This is a genomic window from Microbacterium sp. NPDC055599 (assembly GCF_053618975.1).
In genome coordinates this window covers 302-21,887 of the sequence record NZ_JBSHIM010000017.1, presented here as the reverse complement: position 1 = coordinate 21,887, position 21,586 = coordinate 302, and the positions used below count along the sequence as shown (strand labels likewise).

Here is a 21,586-nt window from a genome sequence, read left to right as displayed (position 1 = left end):
GGGATGCGGGGACACGACCGATCGGCGGGGATCACGCGACGCACGGCGATGCGGGCGGCGGTGTGGACGGTACCGGTGGTGGCGGTGACCTGCGCGGCGCCACTGGCGGCGGCGTCCACCGCGCGCCCGGCGGTGCAGATGCTGCCCGTCACCATCGACCGCGCGACCTTCACCTGGCCGGGAGCGGTGGTCGGCAACCCTGGGACGACGCCGATCACCGTGACGTGGTCGGTCGCGGTGTCACCCGAGCTGGACTGGATGACCGGGCCCACCACGGGCTCGACGACGGTCCCGCCCGGCTCGTCCGCCACCATCGCGGCGGGGGTGCAGGGATTCCCGGTCGCCGCGGCGTGGCCCACCACGCTCACCCTCACGCTGCTGCGCGACGGCGGCAGCGAGGATCACAGCATCGTGTTCCAGGCCGAAGAGGCCTGACCGGGATCCGGGGCTTCAGCTCAGGCGCTCGAGCACCATCGCCATGCCCTGGCCACCCGCGGTGCACATGGTCTCGACCGCGAACTGCTCGTCTCGCTCCCGCAGCGCGTTGATCGCCGTGGTCGTGATGCGCGCACCCGTCATGCCGTAGGGGTGGCCGAGGGCGATCGCGCCGCCGTTGACGTTCACGCGCTCCGGATCGATGCCGATGTCCGCGATGGACGGCACGACCTGGGCCGCGAACGCCTCGTTGATCTCCAGGAGGTCGATGTCGCCGATGCTCATGCGGGCGTGGGCGAGCGCCCGCTCGACGGCCTGCACGGGACCGAGCCCCATGATCTCGGCCGACAGCGCCGACACCCCGGTCGACACGATGCGGGCGAGCGGGGTCAGCCCCAGCTCGGCGGCTCGGGTGTCGCTCATGACCACGAGCGCCGCCGCCCCATCGTTCAGCGCGCAGCAGTTCGCGGCCGTCACGGTGCCGTGCGGGCGGAACACGGGCTGCATCCCGCTGATGCCGTCCAGGGTCACCCCCGCGCGGGGGCCGTCGTCGGCCGAGACCAGCGTGCCGTCGGTCAGACGCACGGGAGTGATGTCCTTCTGCCAGAAGCCGCGGGCGGCCGCGGCCTCGGCACGGTTCTGGCTGAGCACGGCCCACTCGTCCTGCTCGCGCCGGGAGACGCCGCGGAACGTGGCCACGTTCTCGGCGGTCTCGCCCATCGCGATGTAGATGTCGGCGAGCTCGCCGCGCGCGCGCGGGTCGGACCACACGAACTCCGGGTCCTGCGCGTCCCGCGCGGTGCGGGCAGCGGCGTCGGCCCACCGCGGGTTCTTGGTGTCGGGCATGCCGTCGGCCTTGCCGGACCCGAACTGCGACACCGCCTCGACCCCGGCCGACACGAACACGTCGCCCTCGCCCGCCTTGATCGCGTGGAAGGCCATGCGAGTGGTCTGCAGCGAGGACGCGCAGTAGCGGTTGACGGTGGTGCCGGGCACGCCGTCCCACCCGAGCTGCAGCGCGACCATGCGGCCGATGTTGTACCCCTGCTGACCGGCCGGCTGCGCACACCCCATCATCAGGTCGTCGATCTCGGCGGGGTCGAGTCCCGGCACGGCTTCCACGGCGGCGCGCACCATCTGCGTCGCGAGGTCGTCGCCGCGCATGTCCTTCAGGCTGCCCTTGAACGCGCGGCCGATGGGCGAGCGCACGGCGGAGACGATGACGGCTTCGGTCATGAGGGGGTTCCTCCAGAGTCGGGCAGGCGGTCGGCCTGCCGCACGATGTCGGCGTTCGGGGTGTGGGCGAGGAAGGCCGGCCATTCGCCGCCGCCGTCGACCGGGATCACGGCACCGGTGAGGTGCGCGGAGAGGGGGGAGGCGAGCACGACGCACACGGCCCCGAGTTCGGCGGGGTCGGCGAGACGTCCGCGCGGGATGGTGCGCGCGATCTCGGCGTATTGCTCGGGCGTGCCGTAGTGATCGGCGGCGCTCTCGGTGTGCACGAGCCCGCTGCTGACCGCGTTGACGCGGATCTCGGGGGCCCACTCGACGGCGAGGCTGCGGGTCAGGCTCTCCAGTGCCGCCTTGGCCGCCCCGTAGACGGCGGTGCCCGGACTCGGACGGCGCGCACTGATCGAGGTGATGTTGACGACACTGCCCTTCGCTGCGCGCAGAGGCTCGAACGCGGCGCGCGTGGCGACGGCGGCCGAGAGGAAGTTGATCTCGGTGATCGCCTGGAAGTAGCGGGGCGAGCCCGCCTCGAACCGGCCGAAGGGGGAGCCGCCGACGTTGTTGACGAGTACGTCGAGCCGTCCGTGGCGCTCGGCCACGTCGCGGATCCACGCCTCGTTCTGCGCCGCGTCGCGCACGTCGACGGGGCGGAAGGAAGCGCGGCGCCCGTCGCGCTCGGGAACCCCGTCGGGCTCGGAGCGCCCGCAGAACTCGACCTCGGCCCCGGCGTCCAGGAACGCGTCGACCACGCCCCGGCCGACACCGCGACCGCCGCCGGTGACCGCGACGACCTTCCCCGCGAAATCGATGACCAGACTCACTGCGCACTCCTCCGTACCGCGCTCCGGTGCGACGGCCTGTCCATGCTACCAACCAAATGCTAGGTTTGTTGCATGGGTCACGAAGACGTACCTCCCCGCTCTCCGCGCACGATCGTCGTCACCGGCGGTGCGCTCGGCATCGGTGGCGGCATCAGCCGCCGCTTCGCCGCTGAGGGCGACCACGTGGTGCTGGTCGACATCGACGCCGACGCCGCTGAGGCGACAGCGTCGGAGATCGAGGAAGACGGCGGGAGCTGCACCGCGCTCGTCGGCGACATCACCCGGGACGACACGGTCGCCCGCCTGGCGGCCCACGTTCAGGAGCAGCACGGTCATGCGGAGGTGCTCGTCAACAACGTCGGCGACTTCCGCCCCGCGAAGTCATTCTTCGCCAAGAGCCCACCGGAGCAGTGGCAGCGGTTGCACGAGCTGAACCTCTGGCACGTGTTCGCGGTGACGCACGCCCTGCTGCCCGGAATGATCGCGGCCGGCCGCGGCAGCATCGTGAACGTGTCCACCGTGGAGGCCTTCCGCGGCATCCCCGGCAACGCGGTGTACTCCGCCTACAACGCCGGCGTGTCCGCCTTCACCAAGAGCCTGGCGGTCGAGCTCGGCCCCTCCGGCATCCGCGTCAACGCGATCGCCCCCGACCTCGCCGACACCCCTCAGACACCGGCCGAGCTGATGCTCGCCGGACGCGACCCCGCTCTGCTGCGCTCCTGGCTCCCTGCCGGGCGCTTCGGTCGACCGGAGGACTTCGCGGGCGTGGTGGCGTTCCTCGCCTCCGACGACGCCGCCTTCGTGACCGGACACACCATTCCGGTCGACGGCGGCACGCTCGCCGCCTCCGGCTGGTACGGCCGCGCGGAGGGCCGCGGCTGGACCAACCTGCCGGATCGAGCATGAACCTCGCGGAGCTGGTCGATCGTCAGGAGATCCACGCCCTCGTGCTCCGCTACTGTGCTGGGGTCGACCGGGCGGATTGGGGCGCGGTGCGTGCGGTGTATGCCACGGACGGCGTCGACCACCACACCGGTTTCTCCGGTGACGCCGACGCCTACGTGGCCTGGTTGCGCGAACGGACCGCGGTCTTCGACGGCACTGCGCACCTCACCGCCAACCACACGGTCGAGCTGCTCGGCGACCACGCGTACGCGGAGACCTCCGGCACCGCTGTGCACTGGGGATCCCCGGCCGACGACGAGACCCGCAACTTCACGAGCGGCTTCCGCTACCTCGACCACCTGCGCCGCGACCCGGACGGCTGGCGGATCGTCGAGCGCCTCGCGGTGCGCGACTGGACCCGGTCCGACGCCGGGCGCCTGCGCGATCCCGAGGGCGACGGCCCACGCGGACGGCGAGGACCGGACGACCCCTCCACCGCGTTCCGGGAGCGGGTGCGGACGACAGCCGAGAGCGCGAGGAGGATGACATGACCGCGGACATCGAACGGCGGCTGCGGCTGCTGGAGGACCGCCTGGAGCTCATCGACCTGGAGGCGACGTACGCGCGCTCGTTCGACGAACGCGACGGCGCCGTGTGGAGCGCGCTCTTCACGGACGACGGGGTGTACCAGTCCCGGCCCGTAGGCGACGCGCCGCCCGTCACGTTCGTACAGGGTCGTGTTGCGCTGGAGGCGTTCTGCCGCGACGCCCCGTTCTCGGGCATCCACTTCCTGCACCTGCCGCAGCTGCGGTTCGACGGCGACCGGGCGACCGCCCGCGTGCACCTCGAGTTCCACGGCGACCACCCTGCGGACCCGGGCGCACCCCGCGTGGCGATGCGCGGGTACTACGACGTGGCGTATCGCCGGGTGGACGGTCGCTGGCGCATCGCCCACCGCGTCACCACGGCGTTCGGACGCGAACAGACAACGGTGCTCGGCTATCCGCCCGCGGCCGTGCTGCCGGACTGATCCGAGCGGAGGTCGGGCGAGGTCACGGTCAGGCGCGGCCCCGGTCAGACGGGGAGGACGAGCCGGAACCGCTCGCAGAGCACGGGCATGTCCGGGGCGTAGCCGCGCGGGCTCTCGGAGTGGGTGCGCCAGTAGCGCTCGTGCACCTCGCGCCAGTGCTCCAGCGTGCGGTCACCCTCCCCCTCGGCGAAGGCGTGCACGGCATCGACCCGGTCGAACGGCACGACCTCGAGCGCGGTCGTCTCGATCACGGCGCGCGGCTCCCCGCGTCCGTCGAGGATGATGCTGAGCTCACCCACCTCGGGCAGCGGGTCGCCGGTCGCCTCGTAGTCCCACAGCGACGACGCGGTGCCGACCTTCACACCGGCGAGCACCAGCGCGAGCAGCTCGTCGGCGTGCGCCGGGGTGGCACCGAACGCCCATGCCTCCGGCACCGCTTCGGGAAGGTGCGGCAGCGCCGCCCTCGCGTCGCGCCAGTACTGCTCGATCCCCGCACCGTCATCCACCCGCCCAGACTAGCGGCGGACACCCCCGGGACCGCCTGCCGTCACGCGACCGCGCCGAAGTACGCCCGCTGCAGATCCTCCAGGGACACGTCGGCCGCGGCGCCCGCGAGCGTCGTGCGGCCCATCTCGATCACGGCCACCTCGTCGGCGATCGCGACGGACTCCTGCACCGCCTGTTCGACGAGGAGGATGCCGATGCCGGTCGCCTTCAGCTCGTGCACCCGCTCCATGACCTCCTTGACGATCACGGGGGCCAGGCCCTGGCTCGGCTCATCGAGGATCAGCAGTTTCGGCTTCGCCATGAGCGCCTGCCCGATCGCGAGCATCTGCTGCTGTCCGCCCGACATGCTCGCAGCCGGGAGGGCCCGCTTGCTGCCGAGGATCGGGAACAGCTGGTAGATCTCGTCGACCGAGGAGGCGAGGCCGCGCTTGCCGAGGCGTCGCGAGAAGCCGCCGAGGATCAGGTTCTGCTCGATCGTCAGCTCACGGAAGACCTTCTTGCCCTCCTGCACGTAGGAGATCCCGCGCGCGACCCGCTTGTGCGGCGCGTCGGCGAGGGGCGCCCCCAGGTAGGAGACGGACCCGCCCGTGACCCGGTTCAATCCGGTGATGGCACGCAGCGTGGTGGTCTTGCCGGCGCCGTTGCGACCGAGCAGCACCGTGATCTCTCCCGACCGCACCGTGAGCGACACGTCGCGCACCACGGTCAGGTCGCCGTAGCCGGTCTGCAGCGCCGACACCTCCAGCAGCACGTCACTCATGGTCGCCGCCTCCCGCCGCGTTGGTCTCCGCCGTGACGCCGAGGTACTCCTCCATCACGCGCGGGTTGCTCTCGATCTGCTCCGGGGTGCCGTGCGCCATGACCGCGCCCTGGGCGAGCACGTAGATGTCGTCGGCGAGACGCAGCACCAGCTGGAAGTTGTGCTCCACGAGAATCACGGTCATCCCGGCGTCGCGCAGCCGGCGCACCAGGCTCTCCAGCACCTCCAGCTCGTCCTCGTCGAGGCCGGAGGCGACCTCGTCGAGCAGCACGACCTGGGGCGAGGCCGCGAGGCTGCGGGCGACCTCCAGCAGGCGGCGGTTGCCGAGCGGGAGGGAGTCGGCCGGCTCGTCGCGCTGCGCGCTCAGCCCGACCAGTGCCAGGGCACGTTCGGCCGCCGCGCGGTTCTCCCGACGCGCCCGCCAGAACGACGGCAGGCGCAGCACCGACGCGAACACGCTGGCGCGCTCGGTCGCGTAGCACCCGGCCTGCACGGCTTCGAACACGGTGAGCTTCTCGGGGATGTTGGGGGTCTGGAACGTGCGCGACACTCCGGCCCGCGCGACCCGATACGACGAGAGCCCCTGGATGGGCCGCCCGTCGAGCTCGATCGTGCCGGCGTCGGTGCGGTAGAACCCCGAGATCATGTTCAGCAGCGTGGTCTTGCCCGAGCCGTTGGGCCCGATGATCGCGGTGACCGCGCCCGGCGCCGCCTCGATCGAGACCTTCGAGAGCGCCTGGTTGCCACCGAACGCCTTCGAGACACCGTCGGTGCGCAGCAGGGCGCCGTCGAGCCTCTCGACGTCGGCCGGGGCTGCGGGCACGGGCTCGATGCCGACCCTGCGCTTCGCAGCGATGTCGGCCTTGCGCACGAGGCTGCGCACGAGCCCGGAGAGACCGCCGGTGAATGCGACCCCTCCGATGAGCAGGAACGCACCGGAGATGATGAGGCCGAACTTGCTGAAGTTCGTCGACTGGTTCATGCCGAACTGCAGCACGGCCGCGCCGATGAGCGCCCCGTAGATGCTTGCGGATCCGCCGAAGATCGACGCCGCGAGCACCGTCATCGCGAAGGAGAACGCGAACGCCTCCGGCGAGATGAACAGGTCGAGGTTGGCGAACAGCACGCCCGCGATGCCGGCCGGCACCGCGCCGATCGCGTACGCGGTGAGCTTGGCGCGGAAGACCGAGATGCCCATGGACGACGCCAGCACGGGGCTCTGCTTGAGCACGCGCAGGGCGGTGCCGTGGTCGGACACGACGAGGTTGCGGATGAGGGCGAACACGACGATCGCGATCGCGACGATCAGCACGTAGTACGTCCGCCCGTCGATCATCTGCCCGAAGGAGGTCGCGGGCATGATGCCGGCCAGGCCGTTGCGACCGCCGGTCTCCTCCTTGAAGATCGACAGCACGTCGGGGACGATCAGGATCAGGAAGAACGAGGTCATCGCGAGCGACCAGCTGCCGAGCCGGAGCCCGGGGATGCCGGAGATCAGGCCGACGATCAGGGCGGCCCCTCCGCCGATCAGCAGTTGCAGCCAGATGTCGGTCACGCCGGCCTTGTTGGCGAGACCCGCCGCGTAGGCACCGGCGGCGTACATGGCGACCTGACCCATCGCGAGCTCGCCGGCGTAGCCGAGCGAGAGGTTCAGGCCGAGCACGATGAGGGCGAGGATGAGCGTGAGCTCGATCTGCCGGGTCGCGCCGTAGTTGAGCCCCAGGAAGGGCAGCACGAGCAGCACCGCGCCGATGGCGAGCGGCAAGAGCCACCCGGGGACGGCACGCAGTTTCAGCCAGAGAGCGGCCATGGTCACACCGTCCGTTCCACGCGACGGGTGAAGAGCCCCGTCGGTTTGACCATCAGGATCACGATCAGGATGAAGAACACCGTCAGCCCCGCGTAGTCCGCGCCGATGTAGCGCGTGGCGAGGGCCTCGGCGAGTCCGACGATCAGCCCCCCGACCAGCACGCCGCCCAGCGACCCGAAGCCGCCGATGGCGAGCACCACGAAGCCCTTGAGCGCGAGCGAGGCGCCGAGGGTCGCGACCGCGTAGGTCTTGGGCCCGACGAAGACGCCGAGGAACCCGGCGAGCACCCCCGTGAAGATGAAGGCCAGCAGGGCGAAGCGCCGCACGTTCACGCCGCGCAGCTGGGCCGCCTCCCGGTTCTCGCTCATGCCGAGCAGGGCGATGCCGGTCATGCTCCGCTTCGCGAACTGGGTGAGCACCACCACGAGCACGATCACGAGCACGATCAGGGCGATCTCGACGGGGTACACGCGGCCGCCGAGGAACTCGAGCACCTGGTCGCCCATGAAGAAGGGGACACGCTTGGGCTCACCGCCCCAGATCACCTGTGCGACGCCTTCCATGATGATCGACGCGCCGAGCGTGGTGACGAGCAGGTTGTGCGGGTCTTTCACCGGTCGGATGGCGACGCGCTCCTCCAGCGCGGCGATCCCGCCGACGATCACGGCCGCGCCGATCGCGACGAGCCACCAGGGCAGACCCCAGACGACGATGCCGACGTACGCGAGGAACGCACCGAGCATCATGAGCGCCGCCTGGGCGAAGTTGAAGGTCTTCTGGGAGAGGAAGACGATGTTGTAGCCGATCGCCACCAGTGCGTAGATCGCACCGAGCGCGAGGCCGGACCAGATGATGGTCATTGCGGTCGGGTCCTTCCATCATTGTGGCTTCGAGGCGGCGGGCTCCGTGTGCCGACGGCTCGGATCCGCGGGGGATCCGAGCCGCCGGCCGTGGTCGCTCGCCGGCCGGGTCAGGGCTGGAACTGACCGTTGACGAGCTCGCCCGGCGGGATGAACGCGAACTGGTCCGGGCTCACGTGCGGGCTGTGCGCGTCCTTCTCGAACGCGTAGTTGGCGAGGATCGCCGTCTCGGCCGCCTTCTGCACCTCGGGGTCGATGAGCGCCTCGACCAGGGCGTCGGGGTCGTCGATGCCACCGGCCTTCTCCGCGGCGGCCTTGAACAGCAGCGCCGAGTCGTAGTTGTACGCGAGGATCAGCGACGACTTGATGTCGCCCGCAGCGAGCATACGCTCCACGGCGTCGTTGACCTTGGTGTCGTCGGGGTTGTACTGGGTGCTGGAGTACACCTGCATGGTGAGGTTCTTCACCTGATCGGTGCCGAGCACGCCGTCGGGGGCGGGCGTCGCGATCAGACCGGTCGCGGCGACGGAGGAGTTGCCCATCACCGGCACGTCCCAGCCGAGCTTCTCGAGGCTCTGCAGCACGTAGCCGAGCGGGGCGCCGTAGGCGTCGAGAACGAGCACGTCGGGGTCGCCCTGCTGGAGCGCCGACAGCTGCGGGGTCATGTCGAGCGCGGCGTTGTCGAAGCCCTCGTTGCCGGTGACGGTGAAGCCCGCGTCGGCGAAGGTGGTCTCACCGAGCTGTCCGAACAGCTCGCCGTAGGCGCTGGAGCCGTGCAGGATGGCCACGTCCTCGTAGCCGCGATCCTCCATCTCGGCGACGAACGAGCCGAGGTAGTCGGGCACGGACGCGCTCAGGTCGAAGCTGTAGGGGTTGACCGAGGGGTCGCCGGAGCCGGTGGTCGGGCCGATGTTGAACGACACGATCTGGTTCTGCGTGAGGATCGGCAGCATCGCCTCGGTGATGGTGGAAGGGCCGGAGTTCATCACGAGGGCGGGCTTGCCCTCGGTGGCGATGTACTCGCGCAGCTTGGTGACGGCGACGGTCGGGTCGGCGTTGTCCTCCAGATGCGTGATCTCGACCTCGCGGTCGAGGATGCCGCCCATGTCGTTGACGGCGTCGACGGAGGCGAGGGCTGCCGTGACGGCGGTGGTGGCGTTGTCCGCCAGGATGCCCTCCGCGCCCATGCCGCCCAGCACCACGATCTTGATCGGATCGCCCCCGGCGTCCCCGCCGCCGCTGTTGTCGGCGTCCGCATCGCCGCCGGAGCAGCCGGCGAGCGCCATGGACGACACCACGATCCCTGCGGCGACTGCCGCGAGCCTCTTGAATCGCATTTCCGAACCTCTCTCATCGTTGAGTTAGAGCGACCAAACGCTTGCTTAGTAAATCACACTCGGATCACCCGGACAATGCCCAACCGGTCAATTGCTTGGTTGATGACGGAACTGCTGTTAGATTCGCCGCTCATGGACACTCCGCAGAGCATCGACGCCCGCCAGCCCTCCCCCCTCGACGGCGTCGCCGTGGTGACGGGAGGCACCGGAGGGATCGGCTCGGCGATCGCGCGCGGCCTGGTCGCGGCGGGCATGCGCGTGGTCGTCACCCACCGCTCCGAGCCCGCCCCCGAGGTGCGCACGGCCCTGGGTGCCGACATCGAGCTGCACCGCCTGGACGTGCGCGACGAGGAGGCAGCGCGCGCCCTCGCGGACGACCTCGTGACACAGCACGGTGCGATCCACACGGTGGTGCACGCCGCCGGTCCCCACGTGCCGATGGTGCACCTGTCGAAGGTCCCCGTGGCGCAGTTCGCCCGCCAGGTGGACGACGACCTCGTGGGCTTCTTCACGATCGCTTCGGCATTCCTGCCCGCCCTGCGCCAGGCGTCCGGCTCGCTCACGGTCGTGACCAGCGCCGGCACCCGCCGATACCCCGTCCGCGACGGGCTCTCGGTGGCCCCGAAGGGCGGGGTGGAAGCACTGGCGCGCGGGCTCGCCGCGGAGGAGGGCCGCTTCGGCGTGCGCGTGAACGCCGTGGGCCCCGGGATGCTGTGGGACGGCATGTCGGCCCGCCTCATGGCCTCAGGCGACCTCGACCAGCGGGCGCTCGACGTGGCCATGGCCAACATCCCGATGCGCCGCTTCGGCACCGCGGACGACATCGCCGCGGCGGTCTCTTTCCTCGCGTCGCCCGCGGCCGGGTTCATCACGGGGCAGAAGCTCGACGTCGACGGGGGCTTCGGGCTCTGAGCCCCGGGGACGGTCACGCGCGGCCCGGCGTCATCGCATGCCCTGCAGGCGCTCGAGCAGCCAGTCGATGCGGGCGGCCTCGTCGCGGTTGAACCGCTCCGCCCACTCCAGGGCGACCCCGGAGAACCGCCACGCCTCTTCGCGCTCGGCTCCCCTGGCGTGCGCCCCCGCGTCCTCAGCGGTCCGCAGTGCCTCGTCGCGGTAGGCGGTGAGCGCGGCGCGCAGGCGGTCGAGATCGCCGTTGTGCGCGGCCCACAGGCGCAGGATCTGCGGGTGCTTGAGCACCACCGGCTCGGGCGGCACGTCGTCGGTCCAGCGCCGCATGTGGTCGCGTCCGAGCGGGGTGATCGCGTACAGGCGCCGGCTCTTCGCGGCGTGCGTCTGCTCCACCCGGGAGACCGCGAGGCCGAGGTCCTCCAGCCGGCGCAGCTCGGTGTAGATCTGGCTCTGCGACGGAGCCCAGTAGAAGAACGCGAGGCTCTGGTCGGCCCACTGCTTGACGTCGTAGCCCGACAGCTCGGTGTCGAACGACAGGATGCCCAGGACGGCCCAGCTCGTGGCGGGCAGCTCCGGCAGCTGCGGGGTGTTCTCGTGATCGGTCACTTGACCTCCTCGTCGTTGAGTGAGATATTCCTGATCGTACTATGACTAGCAGTCATACCGACGCCGATCGAAGGAGATCAGGTGGACGAGACGACCCGGATGCTGGACCTGCTCAACGCGACGTTCCCGCCGATCTGGACGATGGACCCGCTGGCGGGACGCGCCGCCGTGGATGCGCGCATCCGCCCCGCCGCGAACCTCGACGACGCCGACGCGGAGGACGCGGTGGTCGCGCGCGGCACGCACCCGATCCCGATCCGCGTGTACCGCCCCGCGACGATCCGCGATGGCGCGCCCGCCACCGTGTACGCGCACGGCGGCGGCTTTCTGCACGGCTCGATCGCCGGACACGACGGCTTCTGCCGACGCTGGGCGCGGGAGACGGAGTCGATCGTCGTGTCGGTCGACTACCGGCTCGCGCCGGAGGCGGGACCCGGCGCCGCCCGGGACGACCTCGTGGCCGCCGCGGACTGGGCGATCGCGGCGGGCCTCGCGCCGCACGGGCTGCTCCTCGCAGGGGACAGCTCGGGGGGCAACATCGCCGCCGGCGCCGCGATCGCCCTCCGCGACTGCGGCCACAGCCCCGTCGTCGGCCAGGTGCTGCTGTACCCGTTCCTGGACCCGGCCATGGCCACGGAGAGCCATCGCACGCGAGCCGCGGGGTACTTCGTGACCGCCGAGCTGCTCGCCCACTACTGGCGCACCTTCCTCGGTGACACCGCCGACCGGGTCCACCCCGACGTCACGCCGCTCGCGGTCGACGACCTGGGCGATCTGCCGCCCGCCGTCGTCGTGACCGCCGGGCTCGACCCGCTGTGCGACGAGGGGGCGCTGTACGCCCGGCGTCTCCGCGCCGCCGGGGTGCCCGTGGTCGAGCGACACCATCCCGACCAGTTCCACGGATTCCTCACGATCCCCGGCTACGGCCCCGCCGCGTCCGCCGCGGCCCTCCTCTGGAGCGACGTGCGCGCGCTCACCCCCACCCCTGCGAAGGAGCAGACATGACCACCCAGCACGACCTCCTCGTCGTCGGCGCCGGCCTCGCCGGGCTGTACACCACGATCCACGCCGAACGGGCCGGGCTCGACGTGCTCGGGCTGGAGGCCGGCGACGACGTGGGAGGCACCTGGTACTGGAACCGCTACCCCGGTGCGCGGTGCGACGTGGAGAGCATCGACTACTCGTTCTCGTTCGACGACGAGCTGCAGCGCGAATGGCGATGGACCGAGCGCTATGCGACACAGCCCGAGATCCTGCGCTACCTGAACCACGTGGCCGACCGCTTCGACGTGCGCCGCCACTACCGGTTCGGGCAGCGCCTGTCCGCCGCGACCTGGGACGAGGGGCTGCAGCACTGGGAGGTGCGCACGGAGACCGGGCTGACGGCGACCGCGCGGTGGCTGGTGATGGCGACGGGCGGGCTCTCGAAGCCGCAGCTGCCCGATCTCCCCGGGCGCGACACCTTCGCCGGCACCGTGCTGCAGACCTCCGCCTGGCCCGAGGGCCAGGTCGACCTGCGGGGGCGGCGCGTGGCCGTGATCGGCACGGGGTCGTCCGGTGTGCAGGCCATCCCGCTGCTCGCGGAGCAGGCGTCCGAGCTCACGGTGTATCAGCGCAGCGCCAACTACAGCGTGCCCGCGTTCAACCGTCCGATCGACGACGAGGAGTGGGCACAGCAGCAGCGGGCCCTACCGCGACGGCGCGAGCTGTCGTGGAACGGTGCCGCGGGCTCGCCGTGGACGAGTCATCCCGTGCCCTTCGCGGAGACCGGCGAGGAGGAGCGGCGGGCGGTGTTCGAGGAGAGCTGGACCCGCGGCGGCGTGCTGTTCGCGAAGGCGTTTCAGGGCCTCACGGTCGACCCGGTGATCAACGACGCCGCGCGGTTGTTCTTCGAGGAGAAGCTCGCCGAGCGGGTGCATGATCCCGAGGTGCGCGCGACGCTGACCCCGCGCGATCACCCCGTGGGTACCAAGCGCATCTGCACGGACTCGGGCTACTACGAGACGTTCAACGCCCCGCACGTGACGCTCGTGGATCTGCGCACGGAGCCTCTCGCCGAGGTCACCCCGACCGGCATCCGCACGGCCGCCCGGCACCGCGAGCACGACGTGATCGTGTACGCCACGGGCTTCGACGCCATGACCGGGGCCCTGACGGCGATCGACATCCGGGGCCGCGAGGGCCGCTCGCTGCGCGAGGACTGGAGCGGCTTCCCCTCCACCTACCTCGGCATCGGACTGCCCGGGTACCCGAACCTGCTGGTGCTGAACGGCCCGGGCAGCCCCAGCGTGCTGTCGAACATGGCGCTGACGTCGGAGCAGCAGGGCGACCTGGCGCTGCGGATGATCGCGCACTGCCGTGACCGCGGGTTCACGTCGATCGAGGCGCGCGCGGATGCGGCGGAGGCGTGGACGGCGCACTCCCTCGAGCTCGCCGACCGCACGCTGTTCGGCTCCGCACCCTCGTGGTACACCGGCGCCAACATCGCGGGGAAGGCTCGCGGCTTCCTGCCGTACATCGGCGGCTTCAAGGCCTACATCGACCGGTGCGAGGAGGTCGCCGCCGCCGGGTTCCGCGGTTTCGTGCTGTCGTCGCGCTGATCGCGGAGTCGGGCTGGCCTTCGGACGACCTCGCCGCTAGAGTCAAACAAGCAAATGCTTGGGCAAAGGAGCGCGGGATGAGTGCCATCGACCTCGGATTCACCACGGGAGACGCGGTGCTCATCACCGGCGCGGGCAGCGGCATCGGCCGGGCGACCGCCGTGCGCGCCGCCGAGCTCGGGCTGGCCCTGAGCCTGTGGGATCTGAACCCCGAGGGACTCGAGGAGACCGCGACGCAGGTGCGCGCGGTCGCCCCCGCGGTGCACACCTGGGTGGCCGACGTGTCGGACGATGCCGCCGTGTCCGCGGGTTTCGCCGACGCCGCCGCCACCCTCGGCCCGGTGCGCTACCTGCACAACAACGCCGGTCCCGCGTCTGCTTCCACACTCCCCTTCGACCGTGCCCTGGAGATCTGCGTGGGCAGCGTGCGCCGTGTGACCGACGCCTGGGCGGCGGCCGGTCCCGGCACCGGCGCCGCGATGGTCGCCACCACCTCGGTCGCCGGCAACCTCGTGGGCACCGACAGCGCGTGGTACTCCGCCGCGAAGGCCGCCATCATGGGCTACGTCCGCCACCTCGCCGCCCACCGCGCCCACGAGTTCCGCTCCAACGGCGTCGCGCCCGGGATGACCGACACCCCGCGGCTCGCCGGGTTCGCGAGCAGCGAGACCGGACAGCGTGTCCTCACGCGCATTCCGCTGAAGCGCATGGCCACGCCCGACGACATCGCCTGGGCCACACTGTTCCTGCTCTCGCCGCTCGCGGGCTACGTCAACGGCGTCTTCCTCCCGGTCGACGGGGGCTGGACGGTCACCCAGTGAGCGCGGAGCCCGAGCGCCCGGTGCTGCACTCCCACACGACCCGCCTCAGCTACGCGGACACCGACCCCGCGGGGATCCTCTACTACGCCGCCTGGTTCCCGAAGATGGAGGCGCTGCAGTCGGAGTTCCTCTATCTGCAGGGGCTACGGCAGGACACGCTGGTCGAGCGCTTCGGGTGGTGGACGGTGTCACGCGCCACGACGTGCGAGTACCTGGCCGCAGCCCGCCTGTTCGACGAGGTGCGCATCGACCTGCGTCTGGGACGCATCGGCGCCTCGTCGTTCCGCTTCGCGTTCCGCATGACCCGACTCGACGACCGCGTGCCGGTCGCGCGCGCCGAGAACACGGTCGTGACGGTCTCCCCCGCGCAGGAGCCCGTGCGCATCCCCGCCGACCTGCGCGCGCACCTGGAGCGCTGGGCGGGAGGGGGTGCCGCATGAACGTCGACCTGCGCACGATCGGCGACCGTCAGGAGATCGCGATGCTGCTCGCCCGCATCGCCCACCTGGCCGACGCGGGAGACCCCGCGGAGTACGTGCGGTGCTTCACTCCGGACGCGGTCTGGGACCTCACCGACGCGACCGACCTGCCGATGGACGTGCAGACGATCTCCGGGAGGGCGGCGCTGCTCGCGGGCGTGCACGAGCGCCGTGCGGCCGGCATCCAGGGCCCGGGCACCCACACGCGGCACGACGTGTCGAGCATCGCGGTCGAGGTGGACGGCGACCGGGCGCGGTCGCGCGCCTACTTCCGCTACTACCGCGGCACCGACGGGGCGCCGGTGCTCGCGGCGATGGGGGTGTACGCCGACGAGTTCGTGCGCGACGGCGACCGCTGGCTGCTGCGGCGACGCGTGATCAGCCGGGGCTGAGCCACGCGCGGGCCCGGCCGCTGCGTACGAGCTCGCGGTGCATCTCGGTCTGCCGCAGCGCGGAGTGCAGCCAGAATCCGTCGAGCCCCTGCCATCCCGCGGTCCACGTGAGGCGCTGCGCGTACTCCCACACCGGGCTGTCGCCGAGCTCGTCGACCAGCGCTGCCACCTCGGCCGTGCGACGCAGATGGTGGGCCGCGATCCGAGCCCGCCGTTCCCTCAGCCCGGTGAACCGGAACTCGTGGCCGGGCAGCACCGTGAAGGCGTCGAACGGCGCCAGGCGGTCGAGCGAGTCGAGCAGGTCGCCCAGGGGCTCATCGCCCGGCAGCACGCCGATGCCGACACCGGAGTAGATGCGCGGCAGCACGTGATCGCCCGTGAACAGCAGTCGCGCCTCTCGGTCGGCGAGGCAGACGTGACCGCCCGTGTGCCCCGGGGTCGCGACGACCTCGAGGCGCCGCCCGCCGAGGTCGAGCACGTCGCCGTGGGCGAGCAGCACGTCGGGCTCCACGTCGCCGGTGAGGGACGGACGCGTGAACGACGCCAGGAGCTCGGCGTGGCGATCGCGGGGGACGCCCCAGCGCTCGACCGTATGGCGGTAGGCCGCGGGGTCGGTGGCCGCGGGATCGACCACGACACCCAGCACCCGTCGCTCGGCGGACGACATCGCGATGCGGGCTCCCGTGCGGTCGCGGAGCCGTGCGGCGAGCCCGAGGTGGTCGGGGTGGTGGTGGGTCACGACGACCGTCGCGAGCTCGGACAGCGCGCGGCCGGCGGCGGCGAGCGCTTCCTCGATGCGGGACAGGTTGCCCGGGGTGTCCCACCCCGGATCGATCAGGTGCACGCCGTCGCCGCCGAGCACGGCGTAGGCGAGCGTGCCGGGCAGCGTGCCCTCGGGGATCTCGACCGGGATGCACCACAGGCCGGGGGCGATCTCGGCGGGCGGGCGCAGTTCACCGCGATCCCACGCCGTCCGCTCCGCCTCGTCGACGGGGACCACGTCGTCCGCTACCGCGTTCATGACACCACCCTAGCAATCGCTTGTTCATTTCACGAGATCCGGCTAGCCTGACGCCTGGGACGCGGTCCCGCGAGCGGGACGGTGACAGTGGAGTCGGGACGAGAGCGCCACGAGCGCGCAGTGGTCGCACTGCTCGCCGCATGCGGCATGCTGACCTCCCTGCAGTTCACGCTCATCGTGCCCATCCTGCCGCTCATGCCCGCCCTGCTCGGCACCACGGCCGCCGATGCGTCCTGGCTCATCACGGTCACCCTGCTCACCGGGGTGGTCGGGACACCGGTGGTGACGCGGCTCGCCGACCTGCACGGCCGCCGGCGGATGCTGCTCGTGGCCATGGCGCTGCTCGTCGCCGGATCGGTCATCGCGGCCGTCGTGCCCGGATTCCTCGCGGTGCTCATCGGCCGAGCGCTCCAGGGCTTCGGCACCGCCGTGGTGCCGATCGGCATCGCCCTCCTGAGCGCCCTCGTCTCCCGCCGCCGCGCCGTGCTCGGCATCGCCCTCATGAGCGGCACGCTCGGCATGGGCTCCGCGCTGGGCCTCGTGCTCGCCGGGCCGCTGCTCGCGTGGGGCGGACTGCCGGCCGTGTTCTGGTGCTCCGCCATCGTGGGCGCTGTGTTCTGCGTGCTCATCCGGCTGCGCATCGATGAAGCCCCCACGCGGCCCGTGCGGGGATTCGACGGCATCGGGGCCGTGCTGCTCGCGCTCGGGCTCACGGCTCTGCTGCTCGCCATCTCGCGGGGTCAGCACTGGGGATGGGCCAGCATGCCGACGCTCGGACTCGCGGCACTCGCGGCCGCGGCACTGCTCGCCTGGCTGCTGTGGGAGCGACGGCACCCGGCACCGCTGATCGACGTGCGCACGAGCCTGCGCGCACCGATCCTGCCGATCAACGTGGCCTCGTTCTTCGCGACGGCCGGCATGTACGCCAACCACCTGCTCACCACCCAGGAGGCCCTGGCACCCGCCGCGACCGGCTACGGCCTGGCCACCACGACCGCCGCCGCCGGGCTCTTCCTGCTGCCGTCCGCCGTGACGATGATCACCCTCGCGCCCCTCGCCGCCCGTGTGATCAGCCGCTTCGGCGGGCAGCGCGCACTGCTGCTGGGGTCGTCGCTCATGGCCGCGGCGTTCCTGCTGCGGATGCTGTTCCACGGCGCGGCCCTGCCCGTCCTGCTCGGCTCGGCACTGGTCGGCGCGGGGGTGGCGTTCGCGTTCGCGGCGATGCCGTCGCTCATCACCGCCTCGGTCCCTCCAGACGAGGTCGCCACCGCGAACGGCGTGAACTCGGTCATCCGCACGCTGTCCGGCGCGGTCGTCGCCGCCCTCTTCGCGTTCGCGATCACCGCCCTGCCCTCGGCCGCCGATCCGTCCTTCCTGTCCGAGCAGGCGCTTCTGCTGTGCTTCGGCGCCGCAGCGCTGTGCGGTGCCGTGACCGCCGTGCTCGCCACCGTCCTCCGCCTCCCCCGTCTCCCGGAGTCGCCATGACCCTGTTCTCGCCACTGACCCTGCGCTCCGTGACGCTGCCCAACCGCATCGGGATCTCCCCCATGTGCATGTACGCGTCCCGCGAGGGCTTCGTGACCGACTTCCACGTCGCGCATCTCGGACGCTTCGCCCTGGGTGGTGCGGGGCTCGTGATCGCCGAGGCGACGGCCGTGCATCCGCGGGGCCGCATCTCGCCGTTCGACGCGGGACTGTGGAGCGACGAGCAGGTGCCGGGGTGGGGTCGGGTCGCCGAGGTCGTGGGTGCCGCGGGCGCCGTTCCCGGGGTGCAGCTGGGTCACGCGGGGCGGCGGGCAGCGGTGCGCGAGCCGTGGCGGGCCGGTGCACCCCTGGACGAGACCGACGCCGCGGTCGGCCACGGCCCCTGGCCCCTCGACGCCCCGAGCGCCCTGGCGGCAGGACCGGGCCACGCCGTGCCCGCGGCGGTCACCGCGGCCGACATCGCCCGCTCCGTGCAGGACTGGCACGACGCCGCGGTGCGGGCGGTCGCCGCGGGGTTCCGCTTCGTCGAGCTGCACGGCGCCCACGGCTACCTGCTGCACTCGTTCCTCTCCCCCGTGTCGAACCGTCGCACCGACGCGTACGGCGGCAGTCCGCAGAACCGGCTCCGCTACCCGCGCGAGGTGGTCACCGCCGTGCGGTCGGCGATCGGCGACGGCATCCCGCTGTCGTTCCGGCTGTCCGCGGTCGACGGCGCCGCGGACGGACTGGGCATCGACGACACGGTCGGCATCGCGCGCGCCCTCGCCGCGGAGGGCGTGGACCTCATCGACACCTCGTCCGGGGGCATCACCACCGACCGCTCGACGGACACCAGGGTCCGCCGCGGCTTCGCCTTCCACGCCGACTTCTCCCGCCGCATCCGCGACGAGGCCGGGGTGCCGACCGCGACGGTGGGCCTGATCGTGGACCCCGTGCAGGCCGATCGACTGCTCGACCACGGCGACGCCGATCTCGTGCTGCTCGGCCGGGAGGCGCTCGACGACCCCAACTGGCCGCATCACGCGCGCGCGGCGCTCGGCGACGACAGCCACGAGGGATGGGACGTGCGGTTCGGCAGCGCCCTCGGTCCGCGCGCGCGGACGCTCGCCCGGCTCGCCGCCGCGGGTGAGACCCCGCTCTCGCGCTTCGAGGGCTGAGCCGGAGCCCGAGCACTCAGGGAGCGAGCAGCTCTCTGGCGACCGCATCCCCGTCGAGCAGGTGATTGCGGCGCTCCCGCACGCGCCATCCGTTCGTCGTTCGCACCAGCTCCCACCGGTTGGCGCTGACCCGCTCCGCTTCCCAGTGGTCGCCGTCGCGCAGCAGCACCACGGAGTGCGTCACGGCCACCGCCGTGTCCCCGTCGATCTCGATCCGAGGGGCGGAGAGTACGTGCGCGCAGCCGCGGCGCAGATACTCGCGGTGCGACGGCAGGTCGACCAGGGTCCGGACGCCGTCCGCGTCCAGAACCGTGTCGTCGAAGCGGTAGGTGCCATCCGCCGCCCAGAGCGCCGAGACCTCGGCGGCGTCCGCGCTGTCCACGGCGGGCCCGTACCGCGCGATCAGCTCGGCGATCTCTGCGCGGTCCTCGAGCGCCCGCAGCCGCCGTTCGAGATCGGCGCTCACCAGTCCTGCCACGGGATGATCGTGTGCACCGGGGTCGACAGCACGACCTCGCCCGCCCCGGGGAACCGCTCTTCCACGGCGCGCAGAGCCGGGGTCACGAGGTCGGGATCGTCCTCCAGATAGAGCAGGCGGAGGCGCAGGGACCCCGGCTCATCGGCCGGGCTCTCGTCGAACGGCAGGGAGGAGTGCCGCTGCGGGTGGCTGTACGAGAAGGTCCAGGCGCCGGCGACGCCGTCCACGTCGAGCAGGGCCGGGATGAGTTCGCGGTCCTCTCGCCGATGCGCCTCGTGGGCCTTGTGGCCATGCGGCTCGGCGAAGCGGGTGGCGGTGAGGTGCAGTCCGCGGTTCGGGCGGTAGGGCAGCACGTCGGGCGACACCAGAGCGCGCGGGGCGGCATAGCCCTTCACCGGACGGAAGAACGCGAGCAGGGGGCGCTGGATGCCCGGGAGCAGCGGCCCGCGACCCCACTGGAACGAGGCCTCCCCGAGCGCATCCCACGCGGCGACGGACTCGTCGACCGGGTCGCGGAACCAGTACATGGCGACGAAGTCCACAGCGCCGGCGAGTGACCCTGTGGCCAGACCATCACCCGTCGGTCGCACTTCCCACCGGTCTCCCCCTGCGACGCCGGGCAGGGCGAGGTTCTCGGGCCGGTGGTCGAGCTGATGCCAGCGGTTGTACTCGGCGTGCTGTGAGCGGTCGTCGAGACGGACGAAGGAGAAGAAGGCGAGAGGCAGCGACACGCCCCAGTCAAGCGTTTGCTTGGTGACCTGTCAACACCCGCTCGCCTCGGGCGATCAGCGACCGGAGACCTTGCCGAAGAGCTTCGCGATCGGGGCGAGCACGAGCGGACGCGCCGCCGCCCACGCGCCCGCGATCACGACGAGCGAGAGCACGAACACCCAGAACCCGGTCCAGGTCGCCGCATCCTGCGCCGCGAACATGTGGTTGAGGTTGCGCTGGAACCCGGTGAGCATCACGAGTGCCACGTGCACGACGATGAACGCCACGAAGTACAGCATGATCGGGAAGTGCAGCGCGCGCGCCCACTCCACCGGGTACGCCTTCGACAGCCGCTCCGCCCTCTTCGGCCACAGCCCCGACATGCGGAAACCGGTGGCGGCGGCGAGCGGCGCCGCCACGAACACGGTCACGAAGTAGGCGAGCTGCTGCAGGCTGTTGTAGTTGTTCCAGCCGTTCTCGTGCGGCCAGTCGAGCGAGACGTACTGCAGGGCCGCCGACAGCGCGTTCGGGAAGACCTCCCAGCTCGTCGGCACGATGCGCACCCAGTGCCCGGTGACGAAGAGCAGCACCACGAAGGCCACGCCGTTCACGAGCCACAGGATGTCGAGCGCCTGGTGGAACCAGAGGTTCAGGCTGATCTTTCCCTTGGGGTTGTTCCGCGGCGTCCAGAACACGGTCGGCCGCTTCTCGGTGCGCACCTGCAGACCCGAGCGGATGATCAGCACGATCAGGAACATGTTGAAGAAATGCGCCCAGTTGACCCACGGCGCGAAGCCCGGCTCGACCGGGATCGCCGGCTCGTACTCGCCGGGGAACGCAGCCAGGAAGTCCTGCATGAACGGGACGCTCAGCAGCGCCCGCACCAGCGCGACGGCCGCGCCGGCCAGCACGCCCAGGGCCACGGCACCGAAGAGCCCCGCGATCGCCTGCGTCCAGGTCGGGCGGCGGCGACCCGTGTCCGGAGAGGTCGTGAGGTGACGCGGCGCACGGCCGTTCCACACCGTCCGCGTCCACGGCAGCGGCGTCGCGAGGTCGGCGGCCGGCACGATCTCCGTCGTGCTCGGCGTCGCGGCGGCGGGAACGGCAGCGGCAGCGGGAGCGGCGGCGGCGGGAGCGGTGGCGGCGGCAGCGGTGGCGGCGGGAGCGGCGGCAGCAGCTGATCGGCGTGGCCCTGGAGCTGTTCAGCCTCAGGTCGCCCGACGACGTGTCGATCGACGAGATCGCGGCGGCC

24 protein-coding genes are annotated in these 21,586 nt (G+C 71.7%); 12 read left to right on the top strand and 12 right to left on the bottom strand.

The genetic code is table 11. The features are described from left to right. Window positions 1–3: 3 nt before the first annotated feature. Window positions 4–435 (top strand): hypothetical protein, encoded by a 432-nt coding sequence (locus tag ACWGQ1_RS15550; protein ID WP_378823392.1) that lies wholly within the window; start codon window positions 4–6, stop codon window positions 433–435. A gap of 15 nt (window positions 436–450) precedes the next feature. Here ACWGQ1_RS15550 and ACWGQ1_RS15545 read toward each other — a convergent pair whose 3' ends face one another. Together ACWGQ1_RS15545 and ACWGQ1_RS15540 are read right to left on the bottom strand one after the other, a co-directional pair. Then, window positions 451–1,671 (bottom strand): acetyl-CoA C-acetyltransferase, encoded by a 1,221-nt coding sequence (locus ACWGQ1_RS15545; protein WP_136034079.1) that lies wholly within the window; start codon window positions 1,669–1,671, stop codon window positions 451–453. Next, on the bottom strand, window positions 1,668–2,486 hold the full coding sequence (locus tag ACWGQ1_RS15540; RefSeq protein ID WP_136034077.1) for an SDR family oxidoreductase: 819 nt from the start codon (window positions 2,484–2,486) through the stop codon (window positions 1,668–1,670). Before ACWGQ1_RS15540 ends, ACWGQ1_RS15545 begins: the two co-directional genes overlap by 4 nt. A gap of 72 nt (window positions 2,487–2,558) precedes the next feature. Here ACWGQ1_RS15540 and ACWGQ1_RS15535 point away from each other — a divergent pair, with 72 nt between their 5' ends. From ACWGQ1_RS15535 to ACWGQ1_RS15525, 3 genes are read left to right on the top strand one after another with little or no spacing between them, the layout of a single operon-like run. Beyond that, window positions 2,559–3,392 (top strand): SDR family NAD(P)-dependent oxidoreductase, encoded by an 834-nt coding sequence (locus ACWGQ1_RS15535; RefSeq protein WP_136034075.1) that lies wholly within the window; start codon window positions 2,559–2,561, stop codon window positions 3,390–3,392. Beyond that, on the top strand, window positions 3,389–3,922 hold the full coding sequence (locus ACWGQ1_RS15530) for a nuclear transport factor 2 family protein (protein ID WP_136034072.1): 534 nt from the start codon (window positions 3,389–3,391) through the stop codon (window positions 3,920–3,922). Before ACWGQ1_RS15535 ends, ACWGQ1_RS15530 begins: the two co-directional genes overlap by 4 nt. Next, window positions 3,919–4,401, top strand: coding sequence for a nuclear transport factor 2 family protein (locus ACWGQ1_RS15525; RefSeq protein ID WP_136034070.1), 483 nt, complete (start codon window positions 3,919–3,921; stop codon window positions 4,399–4,401). Before ACWGQ1_RS15530 ends, ACWGQ1_RS15525 begins: the two co-directional genes overlap by 4 nt. A gap of 44 nt (window positions 4,402–4,445) precedes the next feature. On the opposite strand, the gene ACWGQ1_RS15520 is transcribed toward ACWGQ1_RS15525, so the two are convergent. The 5 genes from ACWGQ1_RS15520 to ACWGQ1_RS15500 form a co-directional block, all read right to left on the bottom strand. Further along, window positions 4,446–4,907, bottom strand: coding sequence for an ASCH domain-containing protein (locus ACWGQ1_RS15520; RefSeq protein ID WP_136034068.1), 462 nt, complete (start codon window positions 4,905–4,907; stop codon window positions 4,446–4,448). Between the two features lie 41 nt (window positions 4,908–4,948). Further along, window positions 4,949–5,668 carry an ABC transporter ATP-binding protein gene (locus tag ACWGQ1_RS15515; RefSeq protein WP_136034066.1) on the bottom strand — a complete coding sequence of 240 codons (720 nt, stop codon included), beginning with the start codon at window positions 5,666–5,668 and terminating at the stop codon, window positions 4,949–4,951. Next, the gene (locus ACWGQ1_RS15510; protein WP_452313264.1) at window positions 5,661–7,478 is read right to left on the bottom strand and encodes an ABC transporter permease subunit; all 1,818 of its coding nucleotides are present in this window, start codon (window positions 7,476–7,478) and stop codon (window positions 5,661–5,663) included. The genes ACWGQ1_RS15515 and ACWGQ1_RS15510 overlap by 8 nt, the downstream gene beginning before the upstream one ends. 2 nt (window positions 7,479–7,480) lie before the next feature. Further along, window positions 7,481–8,338 (bottom strand): branched-chain amino acid ABC transporter permease, encoded by an 858-nt coding sequence (locus ACWGQ1_RS15505; RefSeq protein WP_136034062.1) that lies wholly within the window; start codon window positions 8,336–8,338, stop codon window positions 7,481–7,483. A 110-nt stretch (window positions 8,339–8,448) separates the two neighbouring features. Next, window positions 8,449–9,675, bottom strand: coding sequence for an ABC transporter substrate-binding protein (locus ACWGQ1_RS15500; protein WP_136034060.1), 1,227 nt, complete (start codon window positions 9,673–9,675; stop codon window positions 8,449–8,451). Window positions 9,676–9,807: 132 nt separating this feature from the next. Here ACWGQ1_RS15500 and ACWGQ1_RS15495 point away from each other — a divergent pair, with 132 nt between their 5' ends. Next, window positions 9,808–10,587 (top strand): SDR family NAD(P)-dependent oxidoreductase, encoded by a 780-nt coding sequence (locus ACWGQ1_RS15495; protein WP_136035588.1) that lies wholly within the window; start codon window positions 9,808–9,810, stop codon window positions 10,585–10,587. Between the two features lie 30 nt (window positions 10,588–10,617). On the opposite strand, the gene ACWGQ1_RS15490 is transcribed toward ACWGQ1_RS15495, so the two are convergent. Next, window positions 10,618–11,190: a PadR family transcriptional regulator gene (locus ACWGQ1_RS15490; protein WP_136034057.1), complete on the bottom strand. Its 573-nt coding sequence runs from the start codon at window positions 11,188–11,190 to the stop codon at window positions 10,618–10,620. 81 nt (window positions 11,191–11,271) lie between these two features. Between ACWGQ1_RS15490 and ACWGQ1_RS15485 the strand changes: the two genes are divergently transcribed. From ACWGQ1_RS15485 to ACWGQ1_RS15465, 5 genes are all read left to right on the top strand, one after another. Next, window positions 11,272–12,195, top strand: coding sequence for an alpha/beta hydrolase (locus ACWGQ1_RS15485; RefSeq protein WP_136034055.1), 924 nt, complete (start codon window positions 11,272–11,274; stop codon window positions 12,193–12,195). Continuing rightward, complete coding sequence (locus tag ACWGQ1_RS15480) at window positions 12,192–13,790, top strand: NAD(P)-binding domain-containing protein (RefSeq protein WP_452313263.1); 1,599 nt, start codon at window positions 12,192–12,194, stop codon at window positions 13,788–13,790. Before ACWGQ1_RS15485 ends, ACWGQ1_RS15480 begins: the two co-directional genes overlap by 4 nt. A 77-nt stretch (window positions 13,791–13,867) precedes the next feature. Continuing rightward, a complete protein-coding gene (locus ACWGQ1_RS15475) occupies window positions 13,868–14,611 on the top strand; it encodes an SDR family NAD(P)-dependent oxidoreductase (protein ID WP_136034051.1) in 744 nt (247 codons plus the stop codon). Beyond that, window positions 14,608–15,051 carry a thioesterase family protein gene (locus ACWGQ1_RS15470; RefSeq protein WP_452313262.1) on the top strand — a complete coding sequence of 148 codons (444 nt, stop codon included), beginning with the start codon at window positions 14,608–14,610 and terminating at the stop codon, window positions 15,049–15,051. The genes ACWGQ1_RS15475 and ACWGQ1_RS15470 overlap by 4 nt, the downstream gene beginning before the upstream one ends. Beyond that, window positions 15,048–15,482 carry a nuclear transport factor 2 family protein gene (locus tag ACWGQ1_RS15465; protein ID WP_136045339.1) on the top strand — a complete coding sequence of 145 codons (435 nt, stop codon included), beginning with the start codon at window positions 15,048–15,050 and terminating at the stop codon, window positions 15,480–15,482. Before ACWGQ1_RS15470 ends, ACWGQ1_RS15465 begins: the two co-directional genes overlap by 4 nt. Here the strand turns inward: ACWGQ1_RS15465 and ACWGQ1_RS15460 are convergent. Further along, entirely contained in the window at window positions 15,469–16,503 is a 1,035-nt protein-coding gene (locus tag ACWGQ1_RS15460) for an MBL fold metallo-hydrolase (protein ID WP_247982254.1), read from the bottom strand. The genes ACWGQ1_RS15465 and ACWGQ1_RS15460 overlap by 14 nt on opposite strands. A gap of 120 nt (window positions 16,504–16,623) precedes the next feature. On the opposite strand from ACWGQ1_RS15460, the gene ACWGQ1_RS15455 reads away from it, so the two are divergent. Both ACWGQ1_RS15455 and ACWGQ1_RS15450 read left to right on the top strand, forming a co-directional pair. Beyond that, on the top strand, window positions 16,624–17,988 hold the full coding sequence (locus ACWGQ1_RS15455) for an MFS transporter (protein WP_452313261.1): 1,365 nt from the start codon (window positions 16,624–16,626) through the stop codon (window positions 17,986–17,988). Beyond that, window positions 17,985–19,145 carry an NADH:flavin oxidoreductase/NADH oxidase gene (locus ACWGQ1_RS15450; RefSeq protein WP_206252593.1) on the top strand — a complete coding sequence of 387 codons (1,161 nt, stop codon included), beginning with the start codon at window positions 17,985–17,987 and terminating at the stop codon, window positions 19,143–19,145. Before ACWGQ1_RS15455 ends, ACWGQ1_RS15450 begins: the two co-directional genes overlap by 4 nt. A gap of 16 nt (window positions 19,146–19,161) precedes the next feature. Here the strand turns inward: ACWGQ1_RS15450 and ACWGQ1_RS15445 are convergent, their stop codons facing one another. The 3 genes from ACWGQ1_RS15445 to ACWGQ1_RS15435 are packed head-to-tail and all read right to left on the bottom strand — an operon-like array spanning window position 19,162 to window position 21,401. After that, window positions 19,162–19,623 (bottom strand): nuclear transport factor 2 family protein, encoded by a 462-nt coding sequence (locus tag ACWGQ1_RS15445; protein ID WP_452313260.1) that lies wholly within the window; start codon window positions 19,621–19,623, stop codon window positions 19,162–19,164. Beyond that, window positions 19,608–20,354 carry a hypothetical protein gene (locus tag ACWGQ1_RS15440; protein ID WP_136034426.1) on the bottom strand — a complete coding sequence of 249 codons (747 nt, stop codon included), beginning with the start codon at window positions 20,352–20,354 and terminating at the stop codon, window positions 19,608–19,610. The genes ACWGQ1_RS15445 and ACWGQ1_RS15440 overlap by 16 nt, the downstream gene beginning before the upstream one ends. A gap of 54 nt (window positions 20,355–20,408) precedes the next feature. Beyond that, on the bottom strand, window positions 20,409–21,401 hold the full coding sequence (locus ACWGQ1_RS15435) for a cytochrome b/b6 domain-containing protein (protein WP_452313259.1): 993 nt from the start codon (window positions 21,399–21,401) through the stop codon (window positions 20,409–20,411). Between the last annotated feature and the right edge of the window lie 185 nt (window positions 21,402–21,586).

Coding starts and splice junctions, on each gene's coding strand:
- ACWGQ1_RS15550 (WP_378823392.1), top strand. CDS start 4: ATGCGGGGACACGACCGATCGGCGGGGATCACGCGACGCACGGCGATG.
- ACWGQ1_RS15545 (WP_136034079.1), bottom strand. CDS start 1,671: ATGACCGAAGCCGTCATCGTCTCCGCCGTGCGCTCGCCCATCGGCCGC.
- ACWGQ1_RS15535 (WP_136034075.1), top strand. CDS start 2,559: ATGGGTCACGAAGACGTACCTCCCCGCTCTCCGCGCACGATCGTCGTC.
- ACWGQ1_RS15530 (WP_136034072.1), top strand. CDS start 3,389: ATGAACCTCGCGGAGCTGGTCGATCGTCAGGAGATCCACGCCCTCGTG.
- ACWGQ1_RS15525 (WP_136034070.1), top strand. CDS start 3,919: ATGACCGCGGACATCGAACGGCGGCTGCGGCTGCTGGAGGACCGCCTG.
- ACWGQ1_RS15515 (WP_136034066.1), bottom strand. CDS start 5,668: ATGAGTGACGTGCTGCTGGAGGTGTCGGCGCTGCAGACCGGCTACGGC.
- ACWGQ1_RS15510 (WP_452313264.1), bottom strand. CDS start 7,478: ATGGCCGCTCTCTGGCTGAAACTGCGTGCCGTCCCCGGGTGGCTCTTG.
- ACWGQ1_RS15505 (WP_136034062.1), bottom strand. CDS start 8,338: ATGACCATCATCTGGTCCGGCCTCGCGCTCGGTGCGATCTACGCACTG.
- ACWGQ1_RS15500 (WP_136034060.1), bottom strand. CDS start 9,675: ATGCGATTCAAGAGGCTCGCGGCAGTCGCCGCAGGGATCGTGGTGTCG.
- ACWGQ1_RS15495 (WP_136035588.1), top strand. CDS start 9,808: ATGGACACTCCGCAGAGCATCGACGCCCGCCAGCCCTCCCCCCTCGAC.
- ACWGQ1_RS15480 (WP_452313263.1), top strand. CDS start 12,192: ATGACCACCCAGCACGACCTCCTCGTCGTCGGCGCCGGCCTCGCCGGG.
- ACWGQ1_RS15475 (WP_136034051.1), top strand. CDS start 13,868: ATGAGTGCCATCGACCTCGGATTCACCACGGGAGACGCGGTGCTCATC.
- ACWGQ1_RS15465 (WP_136045339.1), top strand. CDS start 15,048: ATGAACGTCGACCTGCGCACGATCGGCGACCGTCAGGAGATCGCGATG.
- ACWGQ1_RS15460 (WP_247982254.1), bottom strand. CDS start 16,503: ATGAACGCGGTAGCGGACGACGTGGTCCCCGTCGACGAGGCGGAGCGG.
- ACWGQ1_RS15450 (WP_206252593.1), top strand. CDS start 17,985: ATGACCCTGTTCTCGCCACTGACCCTGCGCTCCGTGACGCTGCCCAAC.